The 24,567-nt window shown below is 35.4% G+C and carries 28 protein-coding genes and 1 pseudogene; 24 read left to right on the top strand and 5 right to left on the bottom strand.

Annotated features, from left to right (window positions below; all coding sequences use genetic code 11):
* The first annotated feature begins 288 nt into the window (after window positions 1-288).
* The 9 genes from NSQ95_RS09810 (at window position 289) to NSQ95_RS09770 (ending at window position 6,086) form a co-directional block, all read left to right on the top strand.
* Window positions 289-432 carry a hypothetical protein gene (locus NSQ95_RS09810; protein ID WP_342559625.1) on the top strand — a complete coding sequence of 48 codons (144 nt, stop codon included), beginning with the start codon at window positions 289-291 and terminating at the stop codon, window positions 430-432.
* A gap of 42 nt (window positions 433-474) precedes the next feature.
* Window positions 475-621 (top strand): hypothetical protein, encoded by a 147-nt coding sequence (locus NSQ95_RS09805; protein ID WP_342559624.1) that lies wholly within the window; start codon window positions 475-477, stop codon window positions 619-621.
* A gap of 352 nt (window positions 622-973) precedes the next feature.
* Window positions 974-1,327: a PadR family transcriptional regulator gene (locus NSQ95_RS09800; protein WP_342559623.1), complete on the top strand. Its 354-nt coding sequence runs from the start codon at window positions 974-976 to the stop codon at window positions 1,325-1,327.
* Complete coding sequence (locus NSQ95_RS09795) at window positions 1,314-2,000, top strand: hypothetical protein (protein ID WP_342559622.1); 687 nt, start codon at window positions 1,314-1,316, stop codon at window positions 1,998-2,000. Before NSQ95_RS09800 ends, NSQ95_RS09795 begins: the two co-directional genes overlap by 14 nt.
* Window positions 1,990-2,544, top strand: a complete 555-nt coding sequence (locus NSQ95_RS09790) for a DUF4825 domain-containing protein (RefSeq protein WP_340883436.1) — start codon at window positions 1,990-1,992, stop codon at window positions 2,542-2,544. Before NSQ95_RS09795 ends, NSQ95_RS09790 begins: the two co-directional genes overlap by 11 nt.
* 1 nt (window position 2,545) lies before the next feature.
* The gene (locus tag NSQ95_RS09785; RefSeq protein ID WP_340883437.1) at window positions 2,546-3,250 is read left to right on the top strand and encodes a class I SAM-dependent methyltransferase; all 705 of its coding nucleotides are present in this window, start codon (window positions 2,546-2,548) and stop codon (window positions 3,248-3,250) included.
* A gap of 29 nt (window positions 3,251-3,279) precedes the next feature.
* Window positions 3,280-3,462 (top strand): hypothetical protein, encoded by a 183-nt coding sequence (locus NSQ95_RS09780; RefSeq protein WP_342559621.1) that lies wholly within the window; start codon window positions 3,280-3,282, stop codon window positions 3,460-3,462.
* Between the two features lie 169 nt (window positions 3,463-3,631).
* The gene (locus NSQ95_RS09775) at window positions 3,632-4,045 is read left to right on the top strand and encodes a GNAT family N-acetyltransferase (protein ID WP_342559620.1); all 414 of its coding nucleotides are present in this window, start codon (window positions 3,632-3,634) and stop codon (window positions 4,043-4,045) included.
* Between the two features lie 70 nt (window positions 4,046-4,115).
* Window positions 4,116-6,086 carry a S9 family peptidase gene (locus tag NSQ95_RS09770; RefSeq protein ID WP_342559619.1) on the top strand — a complete coding sequence of 657 codons (1,971 nt, stop codon included), beginning with the start codon at window positions 4,116-4,118 and terminating at the stop codon, window positions 6,084-6,086.
* A gap of 111 nt (window positions 6,087-6,197) precedes the next feature.
* Here NSQ95_RS09770 and NSQ95_RS09765 read toward each other — a convergent pair whose 3' ends face one another.
* The 4 genes from NSQ95_RS09765 to NSQ95_RS09750 all read right to left on the bottom strand — a co-directional run bounded on the left by NSQ95_RS09765 (window position 6,198) and on the right by NSQ95_RS09750 (window position 9,845).
* Window positions 6,198-6,398 (bottom strand): YqaE/Pmp3 family membrane protein, encoded by a 201-nt coding sequence (locus NSQ95_RS09765; protein ID WP_298467623.1) that lies wholly within the window; start codon window positions 6,396-6,398, stop codon window positions 6,198-6,200.
* Window positions 6,399-6,508: 110 nt separating this feature from the next.
* A complete protein-coding gene (locus NSQ95_RS09760; RefSeq protein WP_342559618.1) occupies window positions 6,509-7,321 on the bottom strand; it encodes an STAS domain-containing protein in 813 nt (270 codons plus the stop codon).
* A gap of 726 nt (window positions 7,322-8,047) precedes the next feature.
* Entirely contained in the window at window positions 8,048-9,349 is a 1,302-nt protein-coding gene (locus NSQ95_RS09755) for a hemolysin family protein (RefSeq protein WP_342559617.1), read from the bottom strand.
* Between the two features lie 34 nt (window positions 9,350-9,383).
* A complete protein-coding gene (locus tag NSQ95_RS09750) occupies window positions 9,384-9,845 on the bottom strand; it encodes a MerR family transcriptional regulator (protein WP_342559616.1) in 462 nt (153 codons plus the stop codon).
* 633 nt (window positions 9,846-10,478) lie between these two features.
* Here NSQ95_RS09750 and NSQ95_RS09745 point away from each other — a divergent pair.
* From NSQ95_RS09745 to NSQ95_RS09735, 3 genes are all read left to right on the top strand, one after another.
* On the top strand, window positions 10,479-10,949 hold the full coding sequence (locus NSQ95_RS09745; RefSeq protein WP_340883441.1) for a GNAT family N-acetyltransferase: 471 nt from the start codon (window positions 10,479-10,481) through the stop codon (window positions 10,947-10,949).
* 23 nt (window positions 10,950-10,972) lie between these two features.
* Window positions 10,973-11,437: an SRPBCC family protein gene (locus NSQ95_RS09740; protein WP_342559615.1), complete on the top strand. Its 465-nt coding sequence runs from the start codon at window positions 10,973-10,975 to the stop codon at window positions 11,435-11,437.
* Between the two features lie 81 nt (window positions 11,438-11,518).
* Window positions 11,519-11,974 carry an OsmC family protein gene (locus NSQ95_RS09735; protein ID WP_340883444.1) on the top strand — a complete coding sequence of 152 codons (456 nt, stop codon included), beginning with the start codon at window positions 11,519-11,521 and terminating at the stop codon, window positions 11,972-11,974.
* Window positions 11,975-12,063: 89 nt separating this feature from the next.
* Here the strand turns inward: NSQ95_RS09735 and NSQ95_RS09730 are convergent, their stop codons facing one another.
* The gene (locus tag NSQ95_RS09730; protein WP_340883445.1) at window positions 12,064-13,089 is read right to left on the bottom strand and encodes an NADH:flavin oxidoreductase/NADH oxidase; all 1,026 of its coding nucleotides are present in this window, start codon (window positions 13,087-13,089) and stop codon (window positions 12,064-12,066) included.
* 203 nt (window positions 13,090-13,292) lie between these two features.
* On the opposite strand from NSQ95_RS09730, the gene NSQ95_RS09725 reads away from it, so the two are divergent.
* From NSQ95_RS09725 to NSQ95_RS09670, 12 genes and pseudogenes are all read left to right on the top strand, one after another.
* Complete coding sequence (locus tag NSQ95_RS09725; protein WP_340883446.1) at window positions 13,293-14,501, top strand: argininosuccinate synthase; 1,209 nt, start codon at window positions 13,293-13,295, stop codon at window positions 14,499-14,501.
* Window positions 14,498-15,871 (top strand): argininosuccinate lyase, encoded by a 1,374-nt coding sequence (gene argH, locus NSQ95_RS09720; protein ID WP_340883447.1) that lies wholly within the window; start codon window positions 14,498-14,500, stop codon window positions 15,869-15,871. Before NSQ95_RS09725 ends, argH begins: the two co-directional genes overlap by 4 nt.
* A 704-nt stretch (window positions 15,872-16,575) precedes the next feature.
* Complete coding sequence (locus NSQ95_RS09715) at window positions 16,576-18,009, top strand: SulP family inorganic anion transporter (RefSeq protein WP_340885978.1); 1,434 nt, start codon at window positions 16,576-16,578, stop codon at window positions 18,007-18,009.
* Between the two features lie 14 nt (window positions 18,010-18,023).
* Window positions 18,024-18,443: a universal stress protein gene (locus NSQ95_RS09710; RefSeq protein WP_342559614.1), complete on the top strand. Its 420-nt coding sequence runs from the start codon at window positions 18,024-18,026 to the stop codon at window positions 18,441-18,443.
* A 224-nt stretch (window positions 18,444-18,667) separates the two neighbouring features.
* Window positions 18,668-19,066 (top strand): GNAT family protein, encoded by a 399-nt coding sequence (locus NSQ95_RS09705; RefSeq protein ID WP_342560807.1) that lies wholly within the window; start codon window positions 18,668-18,670, stop codon window positions 19,064-19,066.
* A 41-nt stretch (window positions 19,067-19,107) separates the two neighbouring features.
* Window positions 19,108-20,181, top strand: a complete 1,074-nt coding sequence (locus NSQ95_RS09700) for a metallophosphoesterase (RefSeq protein ID WP_342559613.1) — start codon at window positions 19,108-19,110, stop codon at window positions 20,179-20,181.
* Between the two features lie 138 nt (window positions 20,182-20,319).
* The gene (locus NSQ95_RS09695) at window positions 20,320-21,030 is read left to right on the top strand and encodes an ABC transporter ATP-binding protein (RefSeq protein ID WP_342559612.1); all 711 of its coding nucleotides are present in this window, start codon (window positions 20,320-20,322) and stop codon (window positions 21,028-21,030) included.
* Complete coding sequence (locus tag NSQ95_RS09690; RefSeq protein ID WP_169358294.1) at window positions 21,024-21,764, top strand: ABC transporter permease; 741 nt, start codon at window positions 21,024-21,026, stop codon at window positions 21,762-21,764. Before NSQ95_RS09695 ends, NSQ95_RS09690 begins: the two co-directional genes overlap by 7 nt.
* A gap of 67 nt (window positions 21,765-21,831) precedes the next feature.
* Entirely contained in the window at window positions 21,832-22,368 is a 537-nt protein-coding gene (locus NSQ95_RS09685; RefSeq protein ID WP_205963950.1) for a PadR family transcriptional regulator, read from the top strand.
* A 514-nt stretch (window positions 22,369-22,882) separates the two neighbouring features.
* Window positions 22,883-23,500 carry an NUDIX hydrolase gene (locus NSQ95_RS09680; protein WP_169358295.1) on the top strand — a complete coding sequence of 206 codons (618 nt, stop codon included), beginning with the start codon at window positions 22,883-22,885 and terminating at the stop codon, window positions 23,498-23,500.
* A gap of 21 nt (window positions 23,501-23,521) precedes the next feature.
* Window positions 23,522-24,069, top strand: a pseudogene (locus NSQ95_RS09675) (histidine phosphatase family protein).
* Window positions 24,056-24,499 carry an NUDIX domain-containing protein gene (locus tag NSQ95_RS09670; protein WP_342559611.1) on the top strand — a complete coding sequence of 148 codons (444 nt, stop codon included), beginning with the start codon at window positions 24,056-24,058 and terminating at the stop codon, window positions 24,497-24,499. Before NSQ95_RS09675 ends, NSQ95_RS09670 begins: the two are co-directional and overlap by 14 nt.
* Window positions 24,500-24,567 lie beyond the last annotated feature (68 nt).

Genomic DNA, 24,567 nt, shown 5'->3' with positions numbered 1-24,567 from the left:
ATATAAAGGGGTGACGAATTACTTTTACGTTTTCGGTGGGAAAGACGAATGTTCCCAAGACCTTATTCAAGGTATCACGCTTGCAGTATGTTTTTTAATGAGGTAGCTCTTATGCGGAATCATTCTTATCACAAGCAACTTCCCGTTGTTCAGCGGAAGGGTCTAAGTTCTGATTTAATTGTAACCCTGCTGGACCATATTATTGGTTTAAATAACAATAGATTGACCGACGAAAAGAAAAGAATATGCTGCAGCTTCACTTTACGATGGATGATAACTTATCGTTAGGTGGAAAACCAAAGAGCGTTAGAAACGGGTGTACACTGGTTTGTTCTTTCAGCGTTTTATACTTGGCTTATGGGTGCTGAAGGCATTATCTTCAGTATGTTTGATGAAAAGAAAAATAAAGTAAAAACAGAAGAGCGAAGATAAACTAAATACTATGTATCTAGTGACTACGGGACACAAAACCCTATGGCATTTGGTATGTGGGGATTGTGTGAAGGTACCTGGTACAAAGTAAAAGAGTACCATCATGATGCTAGGAAAAAGAATGTACAAAAAACAGATGATGAATATGCAAACGACCTTGAAGAATTGGCAGATGGTCTCACGAGATAGATAATCGTGGATCCCTTAGCAAGTTCTTTTTTTATTGTCCTAAAGAGATACGGTTGGAGTGTAAAAAAGTAAAGAAAGATGTGTAAAGGGATCAGGAACAAGGTTGCTACTCTACCGATTTAATGAGTTGTTGTAAAAAGAAGATTTAAAAAACAATAAATAGAGGTTATTTTAAAGAGAATAACCATAAGAGAACAGCAGGGACAAGCAATGCGCGGATACTTTCATGAGTTTTATAAATTATTTGTGGATTTCTATTCATTTTGTAGGAAGAAATCTTTCAATTTATTCATGACATAGTACTTTGACAGACATAGTAATTTGGTATACATTGTAATAAGAGGTGATAAGCTTGTCAGAAAATGAAGTAAGTGCCGATTTAATAAGGGGTCATATCGATACAATTATTTTAAAGGTTTTAAAGGCAGGAGATAATTATGGATATGAAATTATGAAGGCTATCTCAGTCGGTAGCAATGGAGAGTATATATTAAAAGAGCCAAGTTTATATAGCAGTCTGAAACGTTTAGAAAAGACTGGATTTATCCAGGCATACTGGGGTGATCAGTCCCAAGGTGGTCGACGAAAATATTATACGATTACAAAAGAAGGCTTATCTGCCTACGAAGAAAATGTAAGAGCATGGAATCGAGCGAAAATGCTCATAGATAAATTAGTGGTAGGAGGAAGTGGTGAATATGAATGACGTCCGAAAGTATGTTAATAAGATGTTTAGTGGATATCCCAAAAATGATGAAACATTAGAATTGAAAGAAGAAGTAATTGGAAATTTAGAGGCGGAGATTGAAGACTTAGTTACGAACAAGGGCTTAACTGTTAAACAAGCTTTTAGAATTAGTACAGAGAAAATGACTAAACTGGACGGAGTAATAGAAGGGGTGCAAACAGTTCAATTAAGTAAGGTTTTGGTGGAGCTGACTCAATGGTCGCTTATTTACTTGTTGATTGCATGGATTATCTCTATCCCTTTCAATATGTTTAGTTCCTTAAGGGCTACGAGTTGGCTTTTATTTACGATTATATTAATAATTGGCCTATTTTATATCTTGTTAAAAATCATAGCAGGTTCTTTAACGAATGAAAGAACAATCCAACTAGCTTTTATGAATAGATGGCAAAAATGGATTTGGATTATTTGGGCATTGTTTATGGTAGCGCAGTGGGGAATGATTACTGCCATCCATTTTGGTAGTGATCTATGGTTTGGCCGTAATATCTCTATTGAAGGTCCTTATCAATTCGGTCAGACTATAGCAGCCTATTTGGCTCCATTTTTCTCCATCATTGTACCTCTATTAATTAACAGATTTAAAAACATAGTTATTAGAGGAGGTAATGGAGCGAACTATGAAGAATAAGTTAATAATTGGATTATTCATTACTGGGCTTATACTTTTTGGATGGATGAACCTTTTTTACCTACCAGAAAAAGAAAATTTACAAGCGGAAGAAATGCTACGGCAGCTTGATCCAGAGACGCATGATTTTAGCAAGGTGCTAGTATATGAAAATCTATATATGGGAAACAACTCAAATAATGCTCATTTGTTTCAATCACTTCCTTTACAAAATTATTTGAATGGCTTTGAACAGGACCCTGATCGTTTTTTGTTAATCGTGAATTATAAAGATTTAAGTGACGTTTCTCCACGTCAAATACAACAATCGGTCATTTATAATACTACAGCTGCATTTGTACTTATTAAGAATTTGGAACAAATAGAGTTAAGACTTCCAAATGAAACTTTTCTCGTTAACAGAAGCAATGTAGAGAGTGTTTTAGGGAATTTAGATGAGCTTTTAGATCCTCTATTATTTGAAAAAGAAGTGCAACAGCGATTAAAAACAGAAGAGATAGAGGATTGGTTAGACCAGTATTTACAAGTCAGCAAGGAGGGCTAACATGAAGGATCGTGTCATTCAGGCGTATAACGAGCTCGCCAATGATTATGAATTTAACGTCGATCAAAGAAGTATATATAACACGGAGTATGAGAGACCAGAAATGGTCAAACAAATGCCTTCTAATTTAAATAATCTAAGCGTTTTGGATGCGGGTTGTGCTGCAGGATGGTATACCTCCCAGCTTATACGTGAAGGGGCAACGGTTACAGCAATCGATATCAGTCCTAAAATGGTAGAGGCAACGAAAAGAAGAGTAAAGGACAAAGCAAATGTACTTTGCTTAAGCCTTGAGGAAGAACTGCCCTTTGAGGACAACAGTTTTGATCTCATTATCAGCTCATTAGTCCTTCATTATATCAATGACTGGGAATTGACGTTAAAAGAGTTTCAACGAATCTTAAAGCCAGGCGGTCAATTCATATTTTCCGTACACCACCCATCTATGGATGTGAAAAAAACAGAGGAAGGAGATTATTTTTCACATGAATTTATAATAGATCAGTGGAAGCGTGATGGGAAAATAATTGAAGTGCCTTTTTATAGGAGACCTATGCAAGCCATCCTTAATGAAACGTTAAAATTCTTTAAATTAGAGCGTCTTATTGAGCCACAGCCTACGGAAGAATTTAAGAAGATAGATTCCAAAGGTTATCACAAGCTGATGACAACACCACACTTTTTGATAATTAATGCTAGAAACTGAGGAACATAAGGTTAAGGGGGGGATTAAATATGTCTAAAGAGTTTATTGCCATAATATCAATAGTTTCTGTAATGATCTGGATTGTAGTTTCCCAAGAGGCTGTAAAACCCTCAAAAGAGATAAATTGGTGGAAAATGATTAGCTTACTGTCTGTAGGAACCGTATTGGCATTAGGTTTAACCATTTCCCTTTTTCAAAGCCTGCCGTTCTAGGATAGGTAACTGGGGTTTTTGTTGAATATCTAAACAACCATAGGATTTATAAAAGGACTTAGTTTTTTTGAGTAAGCTAAGTCCTTTTATCCTACTAAAATGATTACACTCCACCCTAAAATATTACCATTATAATAAATTTTTTATTTACTTACTTGGAGGAGTTCAAATGAATATAAAAGTAATCCATCATTTCACTGAAAAGCATTTAACAGACTTGTATCAATTATTTCAAAATGAATGGTGGACAAAAGAGCGTAGCTTAGCTGATATAAAAACAATGATTGATTTGAGTCATGTAACAATAGGCTTAGTTGATCAGGACTCAGGCGAGCTAGTGGGTTTCGCAAGAGCAATTTCAGATGGAGTATACAGGGCGTTTATTTTTGATGTAATTGTAAAAGAAAACGGTCGGAAGCAAGGACATGGGTTAACTCTAATGAACAGTCTGTTAAATCACTCAGTCATTCAGGATGTAGAGCGAGTTGAGCTTTATTGTCCTGAAAGATTAGTTTCCTACTATGAGCAATTTGGATTTTCTACCGATGTTAATGGTAGTACATTAATGAGATTAAAGCGATAACGGAAAGGACAAGGAACAGGGGGAAATATGGCTTTTATAGAATGAATACCTTTACGAGGGGGGAAACAAAATGATTGAAATGAAATATCTAAGTATAGAAGAGATTATTTCGTTACCAACTTTATCGGATATCAATATTAGTGATGATGGTAAAAAAGTAGCGTTTGTCAAGAAGACAGCCAACTGGAAAGACAATAAATACAAAAATCATATATGGATATATGAAAAAGATAAAGAGGACTGTAATCCATTAACAACTAGAGATATAGAAAGTACATATCCGTTTTGGTCTCCAAATTCTAAAGATATTGCATACCTTAGTCCAGTTGGTGAACTGGCTGATAAAAAGAATCAAATCTTTGTTAAATTGAAAGAAGGAAATAGCTCAGTTCAAATTACTGATGAAAAAGAAGGAGTCAGTAAATTCAAATGGGAGCCAACTGGCAAGGGTATATATTATCTTGCACAGTCAAAAGAATCTGAGGTACTAAATAAACGAAAAGAATTATATGGAGATTATCTTCATATAGGTAAGGAATACCAAAAAAATTGTTTATATTATATAAATCTAGATAAAGAGGTACAAAATAACAATCCAGAAAAACAACATAAAGTAGTTCAACTTACCAATGGGAAAGATTTTCATGTTCAAGAATTTGATATTTCATTAGACGGAAAAAATGCGGTAATTTTGGCTACACCTAGCCCTGATATGGGTGATTATATGAAGAGTGACTTATACATATTAGATATTCAAGCTGTAGAGCTTCAAAAGCTGAATATAGATAGGTTATTGGGCGGCTGTGTTTGCTTTTCACCAGATGGCAACAAAATTTGTTACCAAGCAAGTATTAAGGAGAAAGATTACTATGAAACTCATATAGAAGACAGCACATTAGAAATTTATGATATGAATAGTGGGAAGGTAATTCATCCGTTAACTGATTTTGATAGTACGGTTGTTCCTATACGTTGGACAACTAAAGGGATTTTAATGAAATGGCAGGATAAAACTAACTACCTTATTGGATTGTTAACTGAGTATGGCGCGCTGGAAATGCTAAGTGAAAAAGTAGATAGTTTTATAATGAATGCTTACATAACGAAAGATGGAAATCATATATCCTATACTAAGGCTAAAATAAATGAAACCTTTGAAATCTATTTAAACGATAAAAAGATTACGAATGAAAACAGCTTTTTTAAAGGAAAACTTAAAAGTAACAGGGAAGTGACCTCATGGAAAAGTAAGGATGGGGTTGTTATAGAAGGGGTTTTATCAACACCAGTAGATTTGGACCCGAATAAAAAATATCCTTTATTAGTGGTAATCCATGGTGGTCCTGCTTGGGCATCATTCCCCATATTTTCGGACTGCTTAAATGAGAAGTATCCTATAGAGAAGTTTATTGAAAAAGGCTTTATAGTTTTAGAACCTAACTACAAGGGAAGTTCTGGTTATGGTAATGAATTCTTAAAAGCAAACTACAGAAAACTTGGAATTGCTAACTATGATGATATTATATCAGGAGTAGATAAACTGGTTGATTTAGGGATTGCGGATAATGAAAGGGTAGGAGTTATGGGATGGAGCAATGGAGGATATTTATCCGCATTTTGTTCTACATTTAGTAATAGATTTAAAGCTGCTTCCGTTGGAGGTGGTATTACTAATTGGAGAACCCATTATGTTAATACAGATATACCATACTTTATTCGGATGTGTTTAGGAAATAATCCATGGAATGATCCAGAGATATATACAAAAACGTCACCAATGCATTATATTAAATCCGCCTCTACCCCCACTTTAATCCAACACGGCGAAATGGATGCAAGGGTACCCATTCCAAATGCATATGAGCTATATCAGGGATTAAAGGATATGGAAGTTGATACAGAATTAGTTATATTTAAAGGGATGGCGTATAGTCCCGATCAACCGGGAATGAATGTGGCTATTATGAAGCAGAATTTAATGTGGTTTTCACATTATATGCTTGGAGAAAGTATGAAGGACTTTAGGAGTAATAATAAATGAATCCCATAAAGCTATAAGTGACTAATTCAAAATAAAGCTCCAGAAATTTTGCTTTGCGCAAAATTTTTGGAGCTTTTTAGAGGGGGAATTTTATTCCCTGCAAATATTCGATTATTTATTATTCCTTTTTATTAGCTCTGTTTGTTTAAGCATTCGTTTATTTGCTTTATGGTCATGTACTACAAGAATAGCATGAATAATTCCAGGTACGTAACCTAAAAAACATAGTAGTAAATTAAGAAAAGCTTGAAATGGCTTCCCGGAGAATAAAACTGCTACTGGTGGTAACACAATAGCTAAAAGATACATCATAATTACTAGCTCCTTACAAGGATTTGTACACAATCATACAGAACAACTTGTAGGATTAGCAAACTAAAACATAGTGGTATATAATGGGTACTTTTCCTGAAGTAATAATATTAATTAATGCTTTCTAATGCAATCTTTAAATTAGGGTAAATGACATCTGCAGCCACATCTATTCCTTCATTAATGGTCATTTTAGCTAAATCAGGGCAAATCCCTGTCGCCATAACACTAATTCCCATTATACGAATCATTTGAACCAATTCGTTTATATATTGAACGTTTCCTTTATCGATTTTATATACCCCTGAAAAGTCAATTATAACGTAAAACACACCAGCACTTGCAATTTTAGGAGTTAAATTTTCTATCATATAGTCTATCCGATATGTATCAATGTGTCCTACCAACGGCAAAACTATAATTCCTTCTTTAACAGGAACTATTGGTGCTCCGACCTTTGCTAATTCCATTTGGGACATCTTTTGGTATTCGCTTGCTAGATACTCATAATTGGCAACCGTTTCGTTAAGGCTTATATCTAACATTCTGTTAACCTGTTTAATCAATTTACTTAGCTCTTTCAAATTAAGATCGAATGTGATTGCTAAATTAGTCAGTATGTCAGTAATTACATTGCGAGTAGGGAGATATCTGACTACTAGGGTAGATAGATTACCATCAAGAGAAACCATTGCTGCATTCTTTTTACTCCATATTAATAAGGATTCAGGGATGTTCTCCTCACCACTTAAAATATACTCTCCTATAAAGGTAACAAACTCAATATACATATTTTTAGCTTGTTCCTGTTCCCAACGAGGTATATCCATATCAAGAGAATTGATTACCTCATCAACGATATTACTAGCCAACAATTCTTTATTATTAAAGATATAATCTGAAATACTAATAAGTGGGCTCATATTTCTTCTCCCTTTTTTATGGCTTCTTTCTCATCATAAAAATTCATTTCTTTTAAGTCAAGCTTTCTCTTGTAAAGAAAGATATTCTATTTCAAATGGGGAGTACATTATCCTATCAAGTTAGGAAATTCTTTAATGTAATCAAACTAGATATCAAAACAGAAATTAGAAAAGGAAAAAAATAGTTAATAATTTATTTTCTCAATATAATACTTAAAAAGTTTGGAGTGACTTTAATTTAGTATGTTGGGCAATCTAATCTTAGGAAAAATATCACACCTCCTAACTGTTACTAGCTTATGGATGTCACCTGAAGAGGAAAGCGCCGAATTAATTGAGAAGGCATAAAAGTTATTAGTTGATTTGGACTAAAAATTTCTTTCTTATAGTGACTGTAAACATTAAAAAGTGATGTTCAAATGACTATTAAGAACATAAATAGATTTTAAATTGGGATTGGTGACAGTTTTTTGGCTTTGTTTATACGAGTAAATTAATGCTTTATCGATGCTGAAGCTGTTCCATTTATTGATTGGAGCACCAGACGGCGACTCCAGCGGGATGAGTGAGACAGATAAGACATCACAACCACGTGCGCTAGCGATGGGTGATGGCTTATCGCTCACCCCGCGGAAAGCGTCCTCTGGTGCGGAAATCAATTCTACTTTCTGATTTGATCATAGAAAAACCCATTTTGAAATATCAAAATGGGTTTTATATATAAAATTAAACATTAAATTTTTGTACTTCGATAAATTGGATATGATTGTCTTGTTTTTCATTGATGGAGAATATATAACCACCATACTCAATTTGTTCATCCAAGTGTAACTCTATGTCCTGTGTGTAATACCATCCACCAATTGTATCTACATCAGGATTATAAAGATCTATTTTCAACAATTTCGCGACATCATCAAGTAACACATTTGTGTGAATGATATAGTGGTCTTCTTTGACTTTCCGAACATCTGCTATTTCGTCATCATCAAATTCATCTCGGATTTCTCCTACAATTTCCTCCAAGATATCTTCAACGGTTACAAGCCCAGACGTACCACCATATTCATCTAACAATATAGCCATATGAATACGCTCTTTTTGCATTTTCAATAACAGACTGTTAATCGGAGTAGTTTCTATAGTATTAATCACCGGATTAACAAAATCCTCTATATTGAAGTTTTCCAATGTTATACGATTATTAATACCTAGAGTTAAGAAATCTTTAATATTAATAAATCCAATGATATTATCTCTATCTTCTTCATAAACAGGATAGCGTGTATAACGTTCTTCAGAAATCGTAGTTAATACCTCATTAAAGGTAGCTTTTCTTTCAAAACCAATAATTTGAGTACGAGGTACCATGATTTCACGAGCAATGCGGTCATCAAATTCAAATACATTATTTACATACTTCAATTCATTTTGGTTAATTTCCCCGCTCTTATAGCTCTCCGCAAGTAGTAATCGAAGCTCTTCTTCTGTGTGAGATAGTTCATGTTCTGATGCTGGTCTCATACCAAAAAGTCCAACGAGCAAGCGAGCAGATCCATTTAGGAACCAAATGAATGGATATAGGATTTTGTAGAAAATCATAATCGGTTTAGCAAAAACAAGGGTTACTGCTTCTGCTTTTTGGATAGCTATTGTTTTTGGAGCCAACTCACCGACCACGACATGTAAAAAAGTAGCGATTAAAAATGCAGCACCAATCGTAAAGTAATGAATGTTGTCCGTACTAATTCCAATTGTTTCAAACAATGGATGTAGGATAAATTCGAATGTCGATTCACCAACCATACCTATTCCTAAAGCAGTTACAGTAATACCAAGCTGACAGGCAGACAGGTATTCATCTAAGCGTGATGTAACTTGTTTTGCAGCCTTAGAACCTTTACGGCCTTCTGCTACTAACTGATCTATTCTGGAATGACGTACCTTTACGATAGCAAACTCCGTAGCTACGAAGAATGCGGTTAAAGCGATTAATATTACAAAAATAGTTAAATTCAATGCGGTCAATAAGTTGTCTTACTCGAAAGTAAGACTTCACCTCCTAAGTGATTAATAATAATAAGGATTGCATAAGAGCAACACTTTCTGATGAAACTTTCTGTTTTATGGAATACTTTGTGTTATCTTCCTTCTCATTTATTTGTTCCAATAAGTGAGAAACTTCTTTTTCTAAATATTGCATCTGTAATCGTATTTCCTGGATATCAATCTCTTCTATACTGTCTTTGGCAAGCTCTCTTTTTATTTGTTCAAGTGACATACCTTTTAACTTTTTCTCTTCTATAACTCTTAGTCTTTCAATAGCCTCATAAGGGTAGTAACGATAGTTGGAACTAGAACGTTCAGCATCTAATAGCCCTAGAGTAGTATAATAATCGATGGTACGCTTAGTAATGCCACTTTTTTCAGCTAACTCGCCAATTCTTAGTTTCTCTGTCCCAATAGTATCACTCCTAACCGTAACGTTAGGGTTTAGTATAGTATGAATTTGAGGTAAATGCAAGGAACATTAAGGATTACAAGTGGTGAGGAGTTGAGGATTAAAGCAATCTCTTTATTCCAATTTGCATGCAAAGTTATTATTAAAAGCTTTGGTAAAGTTACTGGTTGATTTTGACTAACAATTCTTTTTTATATTGACTGTAAACATTATAAAAGGGACATTCAAATGACTATTAAGATTATAAATAGATTATGAAATTGGGATTGGGTACAGTTTTTCGGCTTTGTTTATGCGATTAAATTTATAAGTACCTATCGATGCATGAAAGCCGTTCCCATTTATTGATTGGAGCGCCAGACGGCGACTCCTATGGGATGAGGGAGACAGATAAGACATCACAACCACGCGCTTTCCTCGGGGTGATGGCTTATCGTTCACCCCGAGGAAAGCGTCCGGACGGTGCGGGAATCAATTCTACTTTCTGATTTATAGATTTCTTTGCATCATAAATCAACCCTACTCTTTAACATAGCCTTATTAAATAATAAGTTTTTCTTCCAAGACCTAAGTTTACCTAATAAATCGAATCAATGAAGCAACTGTTCTTGTTATAATTGTAGAGTAGGAGAAACTACATGTAACTTATTAAAGGTAGTTTTCTGGAAAATGCATTATGCATAAACGGAGGATGCTATGAATATCAGGCTGGCGCAGAAAAAAGATATAGCTCAGTTAATTCAAATGCGATGGGATTTTACAATAGAGCATAATGAAAAAGCGGTTGATCATGATTTAGAGGAATTTAAAATGGAATGTAGACAATTTTTGGAACAAGCAATCGAAAGTAATTCATGGGTTATATGGATTGCAGAAATAAATGAACAGGTAGTATCTCATATTTATATGGAGCTTATCCATAAGGTTCCTCGTCCAGGTAGAATTACTCATCCATTTGTATATATGACCAATGTTTACACTATTCCTGCGGAACGAAACAAAGGGATTGGCTCTAATCTTCTTACAGTAGTTAATAAATGGGTGGAGTCGAATGAGTACGAGTTTGTTATCGTTTGGCCAAGTGATGATAGTATTGAGTTTTATAAACGTAAAGGTTATATCAGCTGTAATGAAGCAATGACATTTACGCCTTCAAATAAGAGGTAACCTATTTAAGAAAGGGAAAAATAATGCCAACTATTATATATGAGATTTTAATAGATGCTCCAATAGATCTTTGCTTTGATTTATCACGGGATGTAGCAATACACACTCAAACGACTGGAAAAACAAAGGAAAAGGCTGTTGGAGGCAAAGTAAAAGGGTTATTAGAAAAAGGAGATAGTGTAACTTGGGAAGCTACACACTTCGGTGTTCGACAAAGGTTAACTGCAAAAATTATGAAGATGGACAAGCCTCATACTTTTAGAGACATTATGGTAAGAGGAGCCTTCCATTCATTTACACACACGCATCAATTTAGCAGACAAGAAAATGGTACATTGGTAAGGGATGAGTTTGTCTATCGTTCCCCTTTGGGAATACTGGGGAGGTTGGCAGATCTATTATTTCTCGAAAAGTACATGACAAATTTCATTAAACACCGCTCTGTGGAATTAAAAAGGATAGCGGAGGGCATAGAAAGTAAAAGCTAAAACGGAATTTTAATTTTGTTGTTTAATGTTCTATTTTAATAGTTTTGTAATATAATATCATTAGAAATGGAGAGGATATAATTGGCAATTACTACTATGAGTTCAACTGCAAATTTAGTGGATAAGCTTCAAGTGGAGGTTGGAACACGCGGACATCAAGTTATCATCGACGAACCGGAACGATTAGGTGGTACAGACGAAGGTATGAATCCTTTAGAATTATTACTTTCATCGCTAGGAGCCTGCCAAACAATTGTTGCGCAAATGTCAGCAAAGAAATTTGGCATTCAATACGATCATTTGTCTGTTGACTTAGAAGGGGATATTGATACGGATGGTTTCCTTGGAATTTCAGATATTCGCCCAGGTTTTATAGAGGTAAGATATAAAGTTAATATTAAATCTAATGAATCGCCTCAGAAAATTGAGGAATTCATTACATACGTTGAGGACCATTGTCCCGCACTAGACTCTTTAATTAATGGCGTTAAGGTTGTATCTCAAGGCATAGATATTCAACAAACAGACAAGGTGTAATGCAAAAAAAAACTATGGAGATTTTACAGTGCGTAAAATTTCCATAGTTTTTTATTTGGGGTTTCTATTTTGGCGCTGTTTTTAAGGTTTTAGAATCCTCTTTTATATGCCTTAGGAACATTTGCCTTGCCATCTAACACTTCTTCTGTATGTAATACCCAATAAGGATCTTTTAACATACCTCGACCGATGGCGATCAACTCTATATCCTCTTCTGCCAACGTTTTTTCAGCTAAAACTGGCTCTTCTAATATTCCTACAGCAATTACCGGTAAATCTAAAGCTTGTTTATAAGCTCTTGCAAAAGGAACCTGATAGCCAGGTGTATTTGCCGGCTTCACTTTCCCAGGAGTTGCTTCACCACCACTAGAAACATGGAAAACGTCTACTCCTGCTTCCTTGTATTGTTTTGCTATTTCCAGTGAGTGCTCTAAGCCATAGCCACCATCAATATATTCAATGGCTGATATACGGAATAAGAGAGGCATATCTTCAGGTATCACGCTTTTCACTGCTTGTATAACTTCTACCCCAAATTTAGCATAATCTTTTCCGTATTCATCTGTTCGGGTATTAATAGAAGGAGAGTGGAACTGGTGTATTAAATAACCATGGGCTCCGTGTAATTCTATTGTATCGAACCCGGCCTCAACTGCACGGCGAGCGGCTTCTTTATATTTATTAACCATTTCTTTTATCTCATCAATTGTTAAAGGTCTTGGTTCTTTCCATGTACCATCAGATTCAACAGGTATGTTGGAAGAACTTACTGGTTGTTCTGCGTCTGTTGCTTTTCTTCCAGCATGAGCAATTTGAATACCGATTTTCGCATCGTGTTTATGTACTTCCTTAACTATCCTTGCATATGCAGGAATCTGCTCATCTGACCATAAGCCTAGATCATAATCCGTAATTCTTCCATCAGGCTCTACATCTGTCATTTCTACAATGATTAAGCCGGTTCCACCAACTGCTCGAGATACATAGTGGACGAAGTGCCAGTCATTCGGAGTTCCATCCTTTGCCTCGACAGAGTATTGGCACATAGGAGCCATTACTATTCTATTTTTCAAGCTTAACCCTTTTACGCTATAAGGTGTAAATAATTTGGACATTTCTTTGAATCACTCCTTTTTCATATTATCGCTTGTTTTGTCTATTGATTCAAATAATGCGCGTTAACAAGGTAATAGTTTTTATGAAAAATTAATATATTTGTATAATTAATAAATTTATAGTTGTATTTATGCATTGTGAGTGTTACATTATGTATATTAATACAAATAACCCGTATATAAATACATTGGAGGAATATATAATGAACAAAAAAGTTGTTTTAGCATACTCAGGTGGATTAGATACATCAGTAGCAATTACTTGGCTTAAGGATGAGGGCTATGATGTAGTAGCTGTTTGTTTAGATGTAGGAGAAGGCAAAGACTTGGAATTTGTGAAAAACAAAGCCTTGGAAGTTGGAGCTGTTGAAAGCTATATGATCGATGCACGAGAAGAATTTGCAAATGAATATGCACTAATTTCATTGCAAGCTCATACATGGTATGAAAATAAATATCCGTTAGTATCTGCGCTATCAAGACCGCTTATTTCTAAGAAACTAGTTGAAATTGCAGAAAAAACAGGGGCTACTGCTGTTGCACACGGTTGTACAGGTAAAGGAAATGACCAAGTTCGTTTCGAGGTATCCATTAACGCTTTAAACCCAGATTTAGAAGTAATTGCACCTGTTCGAGAGTGGAGCTGGAGCCGTGAGGAAGAAATTGCTTACGCAAAAGAGAAAAATATTCCGATTCCAATTAACTTAGACAGTCCATTTTCTATAGATCAAAACCTTTGGGGACGTGCGAATGAATGTGGCATTTTAGAGGATCCATGGGCAGCGCCACCAGAGGATGCATATGATTTAACAGTTTCTTTGGAAAATGCACCAGACGTTGCAGACATAATTGAAATTGAATTTTTACAAGGAGTTCCCGTAGCTATAGACGGAGTTAAATATCCATTGCATGAGCTTATTCTTAAGTTAAACGATGTAGCTGGAAAGCATGGGGTTGGTCGTATCGATCACGTAGAAAACCGTCTAGTTGGTATTAAATCTCGTGAAGTCTATGAAATTCCTGGGGCTCACACACTGCTTCTTGCTCATAAGGAGCTTGAAGACATTACATTAGTGAAAGAGTTAGCTCACTTTAAACCAGTAATGGAAAAGAAACTGACAGAACTTATTTATGAGGGTCTTTGGTTTTCTCCATTAAAAACAGCTTTAGTGGCGTTTTTAAAAGAAACACAACAATATGTTAATGGTACGGTACGTGTAAAACTATTCAAGGGTCATGCAATTGTAGAAGGACGTAAATCTCCTAACTCCTTGTATAATGAGAAACTTGCAACATATACTGCAGAAGACGAATTTAACCATTCATCAGCTGTTGGATTTATCGAGCTTTGGGGCCTTCCAACAAAAGTGCATGCAATGGTAAACAAAGGAGAAAAGAAGGTGCAGGTATGAGTAAGCTTTGGGGTGGAAGATTCCAAACATCAGCGGAACAATGGGTAGATGAATTTGGAGCTTCTATAGGATTTGATAAACAGCTAGTAATAGAAGACATAGAGGGTAGTATGGCACACGTAAAAATGCTTTTCGATTGCAAGATTTTACCCCATGAAGATGTAAAAGAAATACTTGGTGGCTTACTACAGCTTAAACAGCTAGCTGCTGAGCAAAAGCTAGAATTTACGGTTGACCACGAGGATATACATTTGAATCTCGAAAAGATGTTAATAGATTTAATTGGACCAGTCGGAGGAAAGCTACACACTGGGAGAAGCCGTAATGACCAAGTGGCAACAGATATGCATTTGTATTTAAAAAATAGAGTAAACGAAATCATCGAATTGATTGGAATTTTTCAAGAAACGATTATCAATCAAGCGGAGAAGCACATTGAAACTTTGGCGCCTGGGTATACTCATCTACAACGTGCGCAACCTATTTCCTTCGCCCACCATTTAATGGCTTATTTTTGGATGCTTGAGAGAGACAAAGAACGTTTTAAAGATTCTATCAAACGAATTGATATTTCCCCTCTTGGTGCAGGGGCTCTTGCAGGAACTACATTTCCGATAGATCGTAAGCTATCAGCAGAGTATCTTGGATTTAGCGATGTATATGCTAATAGTATGGACGCTGTAAGTGATCGTGACTTTATCGTCGAGTTTTTGAGTAATTCGTCACTGCTAATGACTCACTTATCTCGCTTTGCAGAGGAAATCATTTTATGGTCTAGCTCTGAGTTTAATTTTATTGAATTGGATGATTCCTTTTCTACGGGATCAAGCATCATGCCGCAAAAGAAAAATCCCGATATGGCGGAGTTAATACGTGGTAAAACAGGTCGTGTCTACGGGAACCTAATGGGACTTTTAACAACATTAAAAGGTCTGCCACTAGCATATAATAAGGATATGCAAGAGGATAAGGAAGGCATGTTTGACACGGTAGAGACAATTGTTGGTTCCCTCAAAATCTTTGAGGGAATGGTTCGTACAATGTCAGTGCATACAGAGCGTCTGCATGAAACAGTACACAAAGACTTCTCTAATGCTACAGAGCTAGCAGATTACTTAGCTGCAAAGGGACTTCCTTTCCGTGAAGCACATGAAGTAACAGGTAAGCTAGTTTTCCTTTGTATACAGCGAGGTTATTTCCTATTAGATCTTCCGTTAAGTGATTTACAGGAAGCTAGTAGCTTGATTGAAGCAGACATTTATGATGTTTTGTCCCCATTAGCTGCAGTCAGAAGAAGAAATTCATTAGGCGGCACAGGTTTCGATCAAGTTAAAATTCAAATAGAAGAAGCTAAAAGTAAATTAAGCTAATTTATAGCCCGTATTAAAGGAATAAATCCTTTAACACGGGTTTTGCTTTTTACCGATTAGGAAGGTAGTATATTGATTGATTGTTAAGGGCTATGACATTAACTCAAGTGAAGTAAAGAGAGATAAGATTCTATATTATTTAGTTTAGATAAATATAAATACACATTCAAATGATTATTAAGATTATAAATAGATGATGAAATTGGGATTGGGTACAGTTTTTCGGCTTTGTTTATGCGAGTAAATTTATAAGCAATTTATATAATGCATTAAAGATGTTTCTATTTATTGATTGGAGCCCCAGACGGCGACTCCTACGGGATGAGTGAGACAGATAAGACATCACAACCATGCGCGTAAGCGATGGGTGATGGCTTATCGCTCACCCCGAGGAAAGCGTCCGGCTGGTGCGGAAATCAATTCTACTTTCTGATTTATAGATTTCTTTGCCTCATAAATCAACCCTACTCTTTAACATAGCCTAAAATATTAATATATAAAACAACAAAATTACACTCATATTCGTATGTTGCTCTTTCATTCTTTTATATCTATATCTAGATATAAATATTTTGGATAGGTCTTATAGCTTTAACTACAATATGCTTGTACTCTTCAGCAAGTAACTAGCGTCTTTAAGAGCAAAGGTTCCCTTATGGGAAAGAAGGTGATATGATAATCGAAGAATTTTTTTGAAGGAGATTATCATGGAAAGTTTAAAACAACAATGGTTTGGAAATATACGGGGCGACATTTTGTCGGGAATAGTAGTAGCCCTAGCCCTTATTCCAGAAGCCATCGCTTTTTCAATCATAGCAGGAGTCGACCCGATGGTTGGACTATATGCTTCGTTCTGTATTGCTGTAATCATCGCATTTGTTGGTGGGCGACCTGGTATGATTTCCGCAGCAACTGGAGCAATGGCACTTGTAATGGTACCACTAGTTAAAGAACACGGATTAGACTACTTATTGGCCGCTACTATTTTAACAGGTATTATTCAAATTCTATTCGGGATATTCAAGATTGCCAAGTTGATGAAGTATATTCCTAATGCGGTCATGATCGGTTTTGTTAATTCGTTGGCAATTTTGATATTTATGGCTCAGGTCCCACATTTCATTGGCATTTCAACGATGACATATATTTTTGTAGGGATTACGCTTATCCTGGTGTATACATTGCCACGATTTATAAAAGTAATACCAGCACCTCTAATTGCCATTGTCACTTTGACAGTCGTGGCTATATACGGTGGATTAGATTTAAATACAATTGGTGATTTAGGAAATATATCTCAAACCTTACCTTCATTCTTGCTTCCGGATGTTCCATTTAATATGGAAACATTACAAATCATCTTTCCTTATTCCATTGCGCTTGCAATAGTAGGACTAGTAGAATCGTTGCTTACGTCACAAATACTAGATGATATGACCGCAACCGAAAGTGATAAAAATAAGGAAGCCAGAGGACAAGGTATTGCTAACTTTGTAAATGGCTTCTTTGGAGGAATGGCAGGTTGTGCCATGATTGGTCAATCTGTGATTAATGTTAAATCGGGGGGAAGAGGGCGACTTTCTACCCTAGTAGCCGGTTTGTTTCTTATATTCTTAATTATTGTTTTAGGTGACCTAGTCGTTAAAATACCAATGCCAGTGTTGGTTGGTATTATGATTATGGTATGTATCGGTACGTTCGACTGGAATTCTTTTAAGTATTTAGTAAAGGCACCAAGAACAGATGCAGTCGTCATGTTAACAACTGTTATTATAGTTGTCTATACACATGATCTTTCCAAAGGTGTGATATCAGGTGTCATTTTAAGTGCTGTTTTCTTCGTAGTTAAAATGTCTACGCTGAAAATACTTGAACAGGATCAGCGGTATATTGTAGAAGGGCAGCTATTCTTTGCTTCTACTGATGGTTTTGTAGATTACTTTAAAAAGTCAACTACACTATCAGATAAGATACAAATTGATTTTACTAATAGTAGAATCTGGGATGATTCGGGGGTAGGAGCATTATGTAAAGTAAAGAATTTACTAAATGAGCGAGGACTTCAAGTAGAAGTAATCGGCTTAGATTCTTATAGTAAAAAGATGATTGCTCAAATTGATGGTCTATCAACACATTAGGGGGAATCACTACCATGTATAACCATATTGTTTTAGCAGCAGATGGCTCCGAAAATGCCGTTCGCGCAGCAAAGGAGACAATCAAAATTGCTTCTTTAAATAAGCAATGTTTGGTGGAAATAGTTTATGTGGCAGATTTTGAAAAGGCAAAGACAGAGGTACTGCATGCTAGCTCTACAGAGGTTTTAGAATTAGAACGTCGAAAGAAAATGCAAAATGTAGAGCTGCTTTTAAAGGAATCGGAAATTTGCTATAAAGTCAATATACTGCATGGAAACCCCGGTCCTGAGATTGTGAAATTTGCCAATGAAAATAAGGTAGACCTTTTAGTAATAGGTAGCAGAGGCTTGAACTCTCTACAGGAAATGGTTTTAGGTAGCGTCAGTCATAAGGTAATAAAACGAGTTCAATGCCCAGCTTTAGTAGTTAAGTAAATTCATGTTAAAGTCCTGTTTATAACAGGGCTTTTATTTTTAGTGGAATTTTCATATAATTTAATAAACTAGAGGAGGTAAATGATGGACACTCAAGAAGGAATTTATATTCGTCTTCTTCAAATGGAAGATATCGAAGAGGCACTAGACTTAGAAATAAGAAACAAGGATTTTTTCAAGCATATTCAGTTTTAAGAGAACCCGAATTTTACACATATGAAAAAATAAAGGAACGCATTGAAAATGGGATAACAGGAGCAACAAATGATACATTGTATGCGTTCGGCATCTATTTATCCAAAACAGATGAATTAATTGGCAATGTAGCCCTCTCACACATCTCACGGGGTCCCGCTCAAAGTTGTATGATTGGTTACACATTAGATGAACAGCATAATGGGAAGGGCTACATGACGGAAGCAGTTAAGATGGCCGTTGCTTACGGCTTTGAAACATTAAAGTTACATAGAATACAGGCTGGAGTTATGCCTCACAACACACCTTCAATAAAAGTGTTGGAAAAAGCAGGCTTTCATAAAGAAGGGATTGCTAAAGAAAATGTACAAATAAACGGTAAATGGCAGGACCATCTCATCTTAGCCATTATTAATCAAGAAAATTAAGAGGGCTTTATGTAATTAGAGTTTTATAGGAGACAAAGAAAATGATAGATATGAAAAGAATTAGTTTAGAGCCTGGCAAAAGAGTAATAGTTATCTCGGATATACATGCAAACTTACAGCTATTTAAAAAGTTATTAGACAGAGTCAATTACCAGCTGGATGATTATCTATTTATTAATGGGGACTTATGCGAAAAAGGAGATAACAGCTTAGAGGTTGTGGAATTTGTCCGCTCGCTTCAAAAGAGCTCAAGCAACGTTTTTATTGTCAAAGGTAATTGTGACGTTGTTCATCGGTACGTTTTTCAAGAAAGTGAAGGAATAATTCCTTACATGAAAAGTCGAAAATCTATTTTAAATGAGATGCTTGCGAAGAATAACAAGCGTGTTGAGGAATTTAATAGCGTAAAACACTTGTCAACGTATTATAAAGCACATTTTCAAGACATAATTGATTGGCTAGAAGCTCTACCGGTCGCTTATGAAACCGATGATTTTATCATCATTCATGCAGGAATTGATCCTAAAACAGATTGGAAGCAAACGGACGAAAAAATTGCTTTATATACCTCCTCTTTTCTAGATAAATCTCATCAGGCAGGTAAGCCAGTAATTGTTGGTCATTGGCCAGTGATTAACTACAGAGCAACCGATGTAAGCTCCCATAACCCTTTGGTAGATTTAGAGAAGAATATAATAGCCATTGATGGTGGAAACCAACTGAAACAAGACGGTCAGTTGAATGCTTTAATCATTCAGGACGGGACATATTCCTATACATTTGTGGACAGTCTTAATCATTACATAATAATAGAACATGATCATATGGCTGACTTAAACAGAACTGGTACAGTCACTTATCCTAATTACGAATTAAAAATAATGAAAAGGGGGGCATTTTTTACACGATGTCAAAATGTACTCCTAGGAACAGAACAATGGATTAAAAATGAATATATTATAGAAAAAAATGATTCCATCCTATGTAAAACAGATGTAAGCACTACCTTCCTTCCGGTAAAGCGAGGAGAAAAGGTTTGGGTAGTTGATGACACATGTGAAGGATATATCCTTGTTAAAAATGAAAATGGGGAAATAGGATGGATCGAACGTTGAATATTTTAATGTTTTTCAAAGGTATGGAGAAAATTCCGTACCTTTTTATTTTTGTATTGACAATTATCTAGCGCTACTATAAATTTTAATTAACGTTGAATAGTCAATGTTGAGTATAAAGGGAGAAGGAGTGATGTAATGCTGTATTTACAAGCTACAAATTTAGAAAAGAAATATGGTAATCGACACATTGTTAAGGGTATTGATCTGGAAATTAAAGATAACGAAATATTAGGTGTTATCGGCCCGAATGGGGCAGGAAAGTCTACTTGCTTAGAGTTACTAATAGGATTAAAGGAAAGAGATGGAGGGACCATACAATATTTCTTGGAGGATTTTAAAGAAAATATAGGAGTTCAACTACAAGCAAGCTCCTTTTTCCCAGGGCTCTCTGTCTCAGAAAACTTAAAGCTATTTGGAGCCTTTTACAAAAGGAATGTAAACAAGTATGAACTGAACGATATACTTTTAAAATGTAGATTAACGGAGAGTGCTAATACTGAAGCCTCCAAGCTCTCCGGTGGACAGCAAAAACGTCTAGCAATTGCCATTACTCTAATTCATCAACCTAAGTTAATTTTTTTAGATGAACCAACAGCAGCATTAGATCCAATTTCTAGAAAGGAAATACAAGCCTTGATTCGCCAAGTGAATAATGAAGGAAGAACAGTTGTATTTACCTCTCATGACATGGAAGAGGTAGGCCACATAGCAGATAGAATTATATTTATTAATAAAGGGAAAATTATTTGTGAGGGTGAGCCCAAAATATTGATAGCTGAACATGAAGTAACAAATTTAGAGAGCCTTTATATAAAATTGGTTTCTAAGGAGGGAGTTGAATGTTAACTATCTTTCGCTCTATGATTATTAGCTCTCTACGTGATAAGATTACCGTATTTTATTCTCTTCTATTTCCACTAGTAGTGATGATTGGTTTGAGCATTTACATGGATAATATGGATGAACGTATATTAACAGGTGTGACTGCAATTGGAACTATATTTTGGGGGATGCAAGGAGTTGCTTTTCAAGTCCTCTATCAAAGGAATAAAGGTGTTTATAAAATGCTCAAAATATCTCCCTTACCAATTGCACACTTTATTATTTCTATGGTGCTTGCCAGAACAGCTTTGGGTGTAGGGTTGAATATGGCTGTCTGGACTTTCGGAGTCTTGTTATTTCAGATATCATTAAGTTTTTCACTAATAGTAGGAACTATACTTTTAGTTACAGTTGCAACACTCTGTTTTACTAGCATCGGCTTTCTAATCGCTAACCTGGCTAATAATGAGGGGCACATTAATATGATTTCAAATTTGTTCCAAATTCCATTTATATTGTTTAGTGAAGCGTTTTATTCCTTAAGCAATGCACCAGGATGGATTCAATTTCTAAGTAAGTTATCACCATTTAATCACTATGTAAAAGGATTAAATGCAGGGATGGAGGAAGCAATACTCCAAATGGGATCTGCTATGTTAATATTATTGCTTTACATGTTGATCAGCGTACTACTAGCAACAGCTACTTTCAAGTGGGAGGAAAAACTTAAAACAGAGTATAAGGTTTTTTCAAACTAAACATTTATTGTCTTGTGCTATAATAATACTCAATGTTGTTTATTTTAAATTGGGGAGAAACATTATTATGACAAGATTGATGGTATTAGGACTATTAAAAACGAAGCCAATGAGTGGTTATGAAATTCAACAAACTCTTCAAATTAGTGAAGCAGATCGTTGGGCAGGTATATTAGCTGGCTCTATTTATCACGCTCTTAAGAAAATGGAGAAGGAACAGCTAGTTGAGGTTGAGGCAATTGAACAGACTGGGAATAGAAGTAAAGCAATATATAAGATAACCGAGAATGGCGTAAGAGAATTTCAGAAATTATTGAAAGATACATTAGAAGAACTATCAGTAAACCTGCCAAGCAATCTATATACTGCATTAAGCTTTATACAAAACCTTCCAAGAGAAGATGTGTTAGAAGCATTTTATAAACAAACAACAATACTGGAAAAAGAATTAGAGATGCAAAAGAAAGGTATCCAAATAAAAAAAGAACATATGAAAATTGATGAAGTTACAGAGCTCATTTTTGAAAATATGTATAGTCAATACGATTTACAAATACAATTGCTGAAGAAATTAATTAACATCTTTGAACTGGAAAATAAATAATTACATGAAAAACTACTACAATCCCTCAGATTGTTGGTAGTTTTTTTAATTTTTATATATTTATAACTAGTTAGATGATATATTAATTATATGTTTTTTGATTATTTTGTTTACAACAGAAATACGGTACAACATGCTCCGCCTGTTGTAGAAAAGGGAAAAGAAGGTTATGAAGTAGAATGATAAATCACAGTTTTCCGCTCTCACGCAGGCGCTTTATTTGGGCACGGCTCGAGCCTGTAGTCTCTCACGTGCTGTTCCCCTAGGAGTCGCCGCCTGTCTCTACAATCAATGAGCGTTTTGCTATTAAAGAGGACTAGTAATCCATAAACTTAGAAAAAGTCCCTAAGAATCTAGATATGTCTCATAAACTCGTAGATTTTCCACATAAAAAGAAGACTAACCTATCATCATTCAGATTTAATTTTAAAAATGTGTATTAAAAACTTAAAAATTCTACTATGAGTTTAACTCTAAAAAAGTATGAATTAATAGGAAATAGGAGTGTTTTATAGTGAGCCAAAAATGGTTGGAGTGGGCCAAACGAATACAAGCATTATCACAATCTGGATTGGCTTTTTCAAAGGATATATACGATATCGAGCGATATGAAGAGTTAAGAGCCATAAGTGTTGAAATTTTGACGGAGCAAACGGGTTTAGAATTTCAAAAGGTAAGTGATTTATTTGCTACAGATAAGGGATATCAAACCCCAAAAGTAGACGTGCGTGGGGTAGTTTTTAAGGACAATCAAATTTTAATGGTTCGTGAAAGCCTGGACAACAAATGGTCATTACCGGGTGGTTTTTGTGATATCGGATTATCAGCAGCGGAAAATATCGTAAAGGAAATAAAAGAGGAATCTGGTTATGAAGTAAGGCCAGTAAAATTGCTTGCATTAATGGATAAGGACAAGCATCCCCATCCACCTGAGGCTTACCATTACTATAAAATTTTTATTCGTTGTGAAATTACTGGAGGGGCACCTGCTAGCGGAGTGGAGACAAATCATGTTCAATTCTTTTCTCCAACTAACTTACCTACACTGTCTACTAACAGAAATACAGAATCTCAGATTAAGACTATGTTTGAATTTCTCATTAATCCAGATAAAGAAACGATCTTCGATTAACGTATGGAGGTACATGAGCCGATGATATATGTAGTACGACACGGAGAAACAGATTTAAACAAGGAAGGTCGCTTACAAGGTAGAAACGGCCTCCCGTTAAATGAAAAAGGAAAACAGCAAGCTGAATACGTAAGAAAACTTTTAAAAGAAGTTCCTTTTCACTTAGTTTTTTCTTCCCCTCAGGAAAGAGCAATACAAACTGCAGAAATTGTAACGGGTAGAACAGCTACCATAGATTCCAGGCTAGATGTTTTTGATTTGGGTGGGGCAGACAGAGTAAAAAAAGAAGAAGTGAAGCTGGCAGGTGCGATACCTGATCCAACTATTTATAAGGGTGTGGAAGATATCACTATATATGTTACACGAGTATTTGATTTCATGTTTCACTTAGAAAAGACATACAACAAGTTTCAAGGAAATATACTCATTCTGGGCACCGTTGTACGACAGGTTGTATAGGTGCTTATTTTGAAGGTATACCGAAAGATAAAAATATCTTACGCTATTCCTCAAATAATGGAGAGTTCAAAGTCTATACCTTTAAGGAGGAGTTACATGTTCATCGTTAATGTGGAGGGTGCTATATATAAAGAAGGAAAGTGGCTTCTAGTGAAACGAAGTGAGCAGGAGGAGCATGGTGCGGGAGGCCTGGCTCTTGTTGGTGGTCAGGTAGATCAAAAAGGGAATTCAAGTGATATTTTCGAAAGAACGCTAATTCGAGAGATTGATGAAGAGGTAGGCATTGAAGTAACAAATCTTCAATATGTGAATAGCTCGACCTTTATATCAGATACAGGAAAACCTGTTGTAGATATTGTCTTCGTTTGTGACCACTTCTTTGGGGAACCATACGTGAAATGCAAAGAAGAATTAGATGAAGTAATATGGATGACCACGGAAGAAATCTTAAATGAGGAAGAGTTTCCAGATTACCTTAAACGGAATATTACTCAAGCAGAACAGTTAAGAACACTAACAGAACAAATTAAAGTAGGTTAAAATATAGAAGTTACCTCAACTTGTAATTTCAATCCAAAATGGTATAATTTAGAAAAAGTGAGCGATTT

The sequence above is a fragment of the Psychrobacillus sp. FSL W7-1457 genome, from assembly GCF_038593405.1.
Lineage (GTDB): Bacteria > Bacillota > Bacilli > Bacillales_A > Planococcaceae > Psychrobacillus.
This window is presented reverse-complemented; position numbering and strand designations above follow the sequence as displayed.

What these genes read in the sequence shown, in the direction of transcription:
- NSQ95_RS09805 (WP_342559624.1), top strand. Translation starts at nt 475, where the DNA reads ATGGCATTTGGTATGTGGGGATTGTGTGAAGGTACCTGGTACAAAGTA.
- NSQ95_RS09740 (WP_342559615.1), top strand. Translation starts at nt 10,973, where the DNA reads ATGCCAACTATTATATATGAGATTTTAATAGATGCTCCAATAGATCTT.
- NSQ95_RS09710 (WP_342559614.1), top strand. Translation starts at nt 18,024, where the DNA reads ATGTATAACCATATTGTTTTAGCAGCAGATGGCTCCGAAAATGCCGTT.
- NSQ95_RS09725 (WP_340883446.1), top strand. Translation starts at nt 13,293, where the DNA reads ATGAACAAAAAAGTTGTTTTAGCATACTCAGGTGGATTAGATACATCA.
- NSQ95_RS09785 (WP_340883437.1), top strand. Translation starts at nt 2,546, where the DNA reads ATGAAGGATCGTGTCATTCAGGCGTATAACGAGCTCGCCAATGATTAT.
- NSQ95_RS09775 (WP_342559620.1), top strand. Translation starts at nt 3,632, where the DNA reads ATGAATATAAAAGTAATCCATCATTTCACTGAAAAGCATTTAACAGAC.
- NSQ95_RS09685 (WP_205963950.1), top strand. Translation starts at nt 21,832, where the DNA reads ATGACAAGATTGATGGTATTAGGACTATTAAAAACGAAGCCAATGAGT.
- NSQ95_RS09695 (WP_342559612.1), top strand. Translation starts at nt 20,320, where the DNA reads ATGCTGTATTTACAAGCTACAAATTTAGAAAAGAAATATGGTAATCGA.
- NSQ95_RS09770 (WP_342559619.1), top strand. Translation starts at nt 4,116, where the DNA reads ATGATTGAAATGAAATATCTAAGTATAGAAGAGATTATTTCGTTACCA.
- NSQ95_RS09670 (WP_342559611.1), top strand. Translation starts at nt 24,056, where the DNA reads ATGTTCATCGTTAATGTGGAGGGTGCTATATATAAAGAAGGAAAGTGG.
- argH (WP_340883447.1), top strand. Translation starts at nt 14,498, where the DNA reads ATGAGTAAGCTTTGGGGTGGAAGATTCCAAACATCAGCGGAACAATGG.
- NSQ95_RS09700 (WP_342559613.1), top strand. Translation starts at nt 19,108, where the DNA reads ATGATAGATATGAAAAGAATTAGTTTAGAGCCTGGCAAAAGAGTAATA.
- NSQ95_RS09790 (WP_340883436.1), top strand. Translation starts at nt 1,990, where the DNA reads ATGAAGAATAAGTTAATAATTGGATTATTCATTACTGGGCTTATACTT.
- NSQ95_RS09780 (WP_342559621.1), top strand. Translation starts at nt 3,280, where the DNA reads ATGTCTAAAGAGTTTATTGCCATAATATCAATAGTTTCTGTAATGATC.
- NSQ95_RS09745 (WP_340883441.1), top strand. Translation starts at nt 10,479, where the DNA reads ATGAATATCAGGCTGGCGCAGAAAAAAGATATAGCTCAGTTAATTCAA.
- NSQ95_RS09765 (WP_298467623.1), bottom strand. Translation starts at nt 6,398, where the DNA reads ATGATGTATCTTTTAGCTATTGTGTTACCACCAGTAGCAGTTTTATTC.
- NSQ95_RS09690 (WP_169358294.1), top strand. Translation starts at nt 21,024, where the DNA reads ATGTTAACTATCTTTCGCTCTATGATTATTAGCTCTCTACGTGATAAG.
- NSQ95_RS09730 (WP_340883445.1), bottom strand. Translation starts at nt 13,089, where the DNA reads ATGTCCAAATTATTTACACCTTATAGCGTAAAAGGGTTAAGCTTGAAA.
- NSQ95_RS09760 (WP_342559618.1), bottom strand. Translation starts at nt 7,321, where the DNA reads ATGAGCCCACTTATTAGTATTTCAGATTATATCTTTAATAATAAAGAA.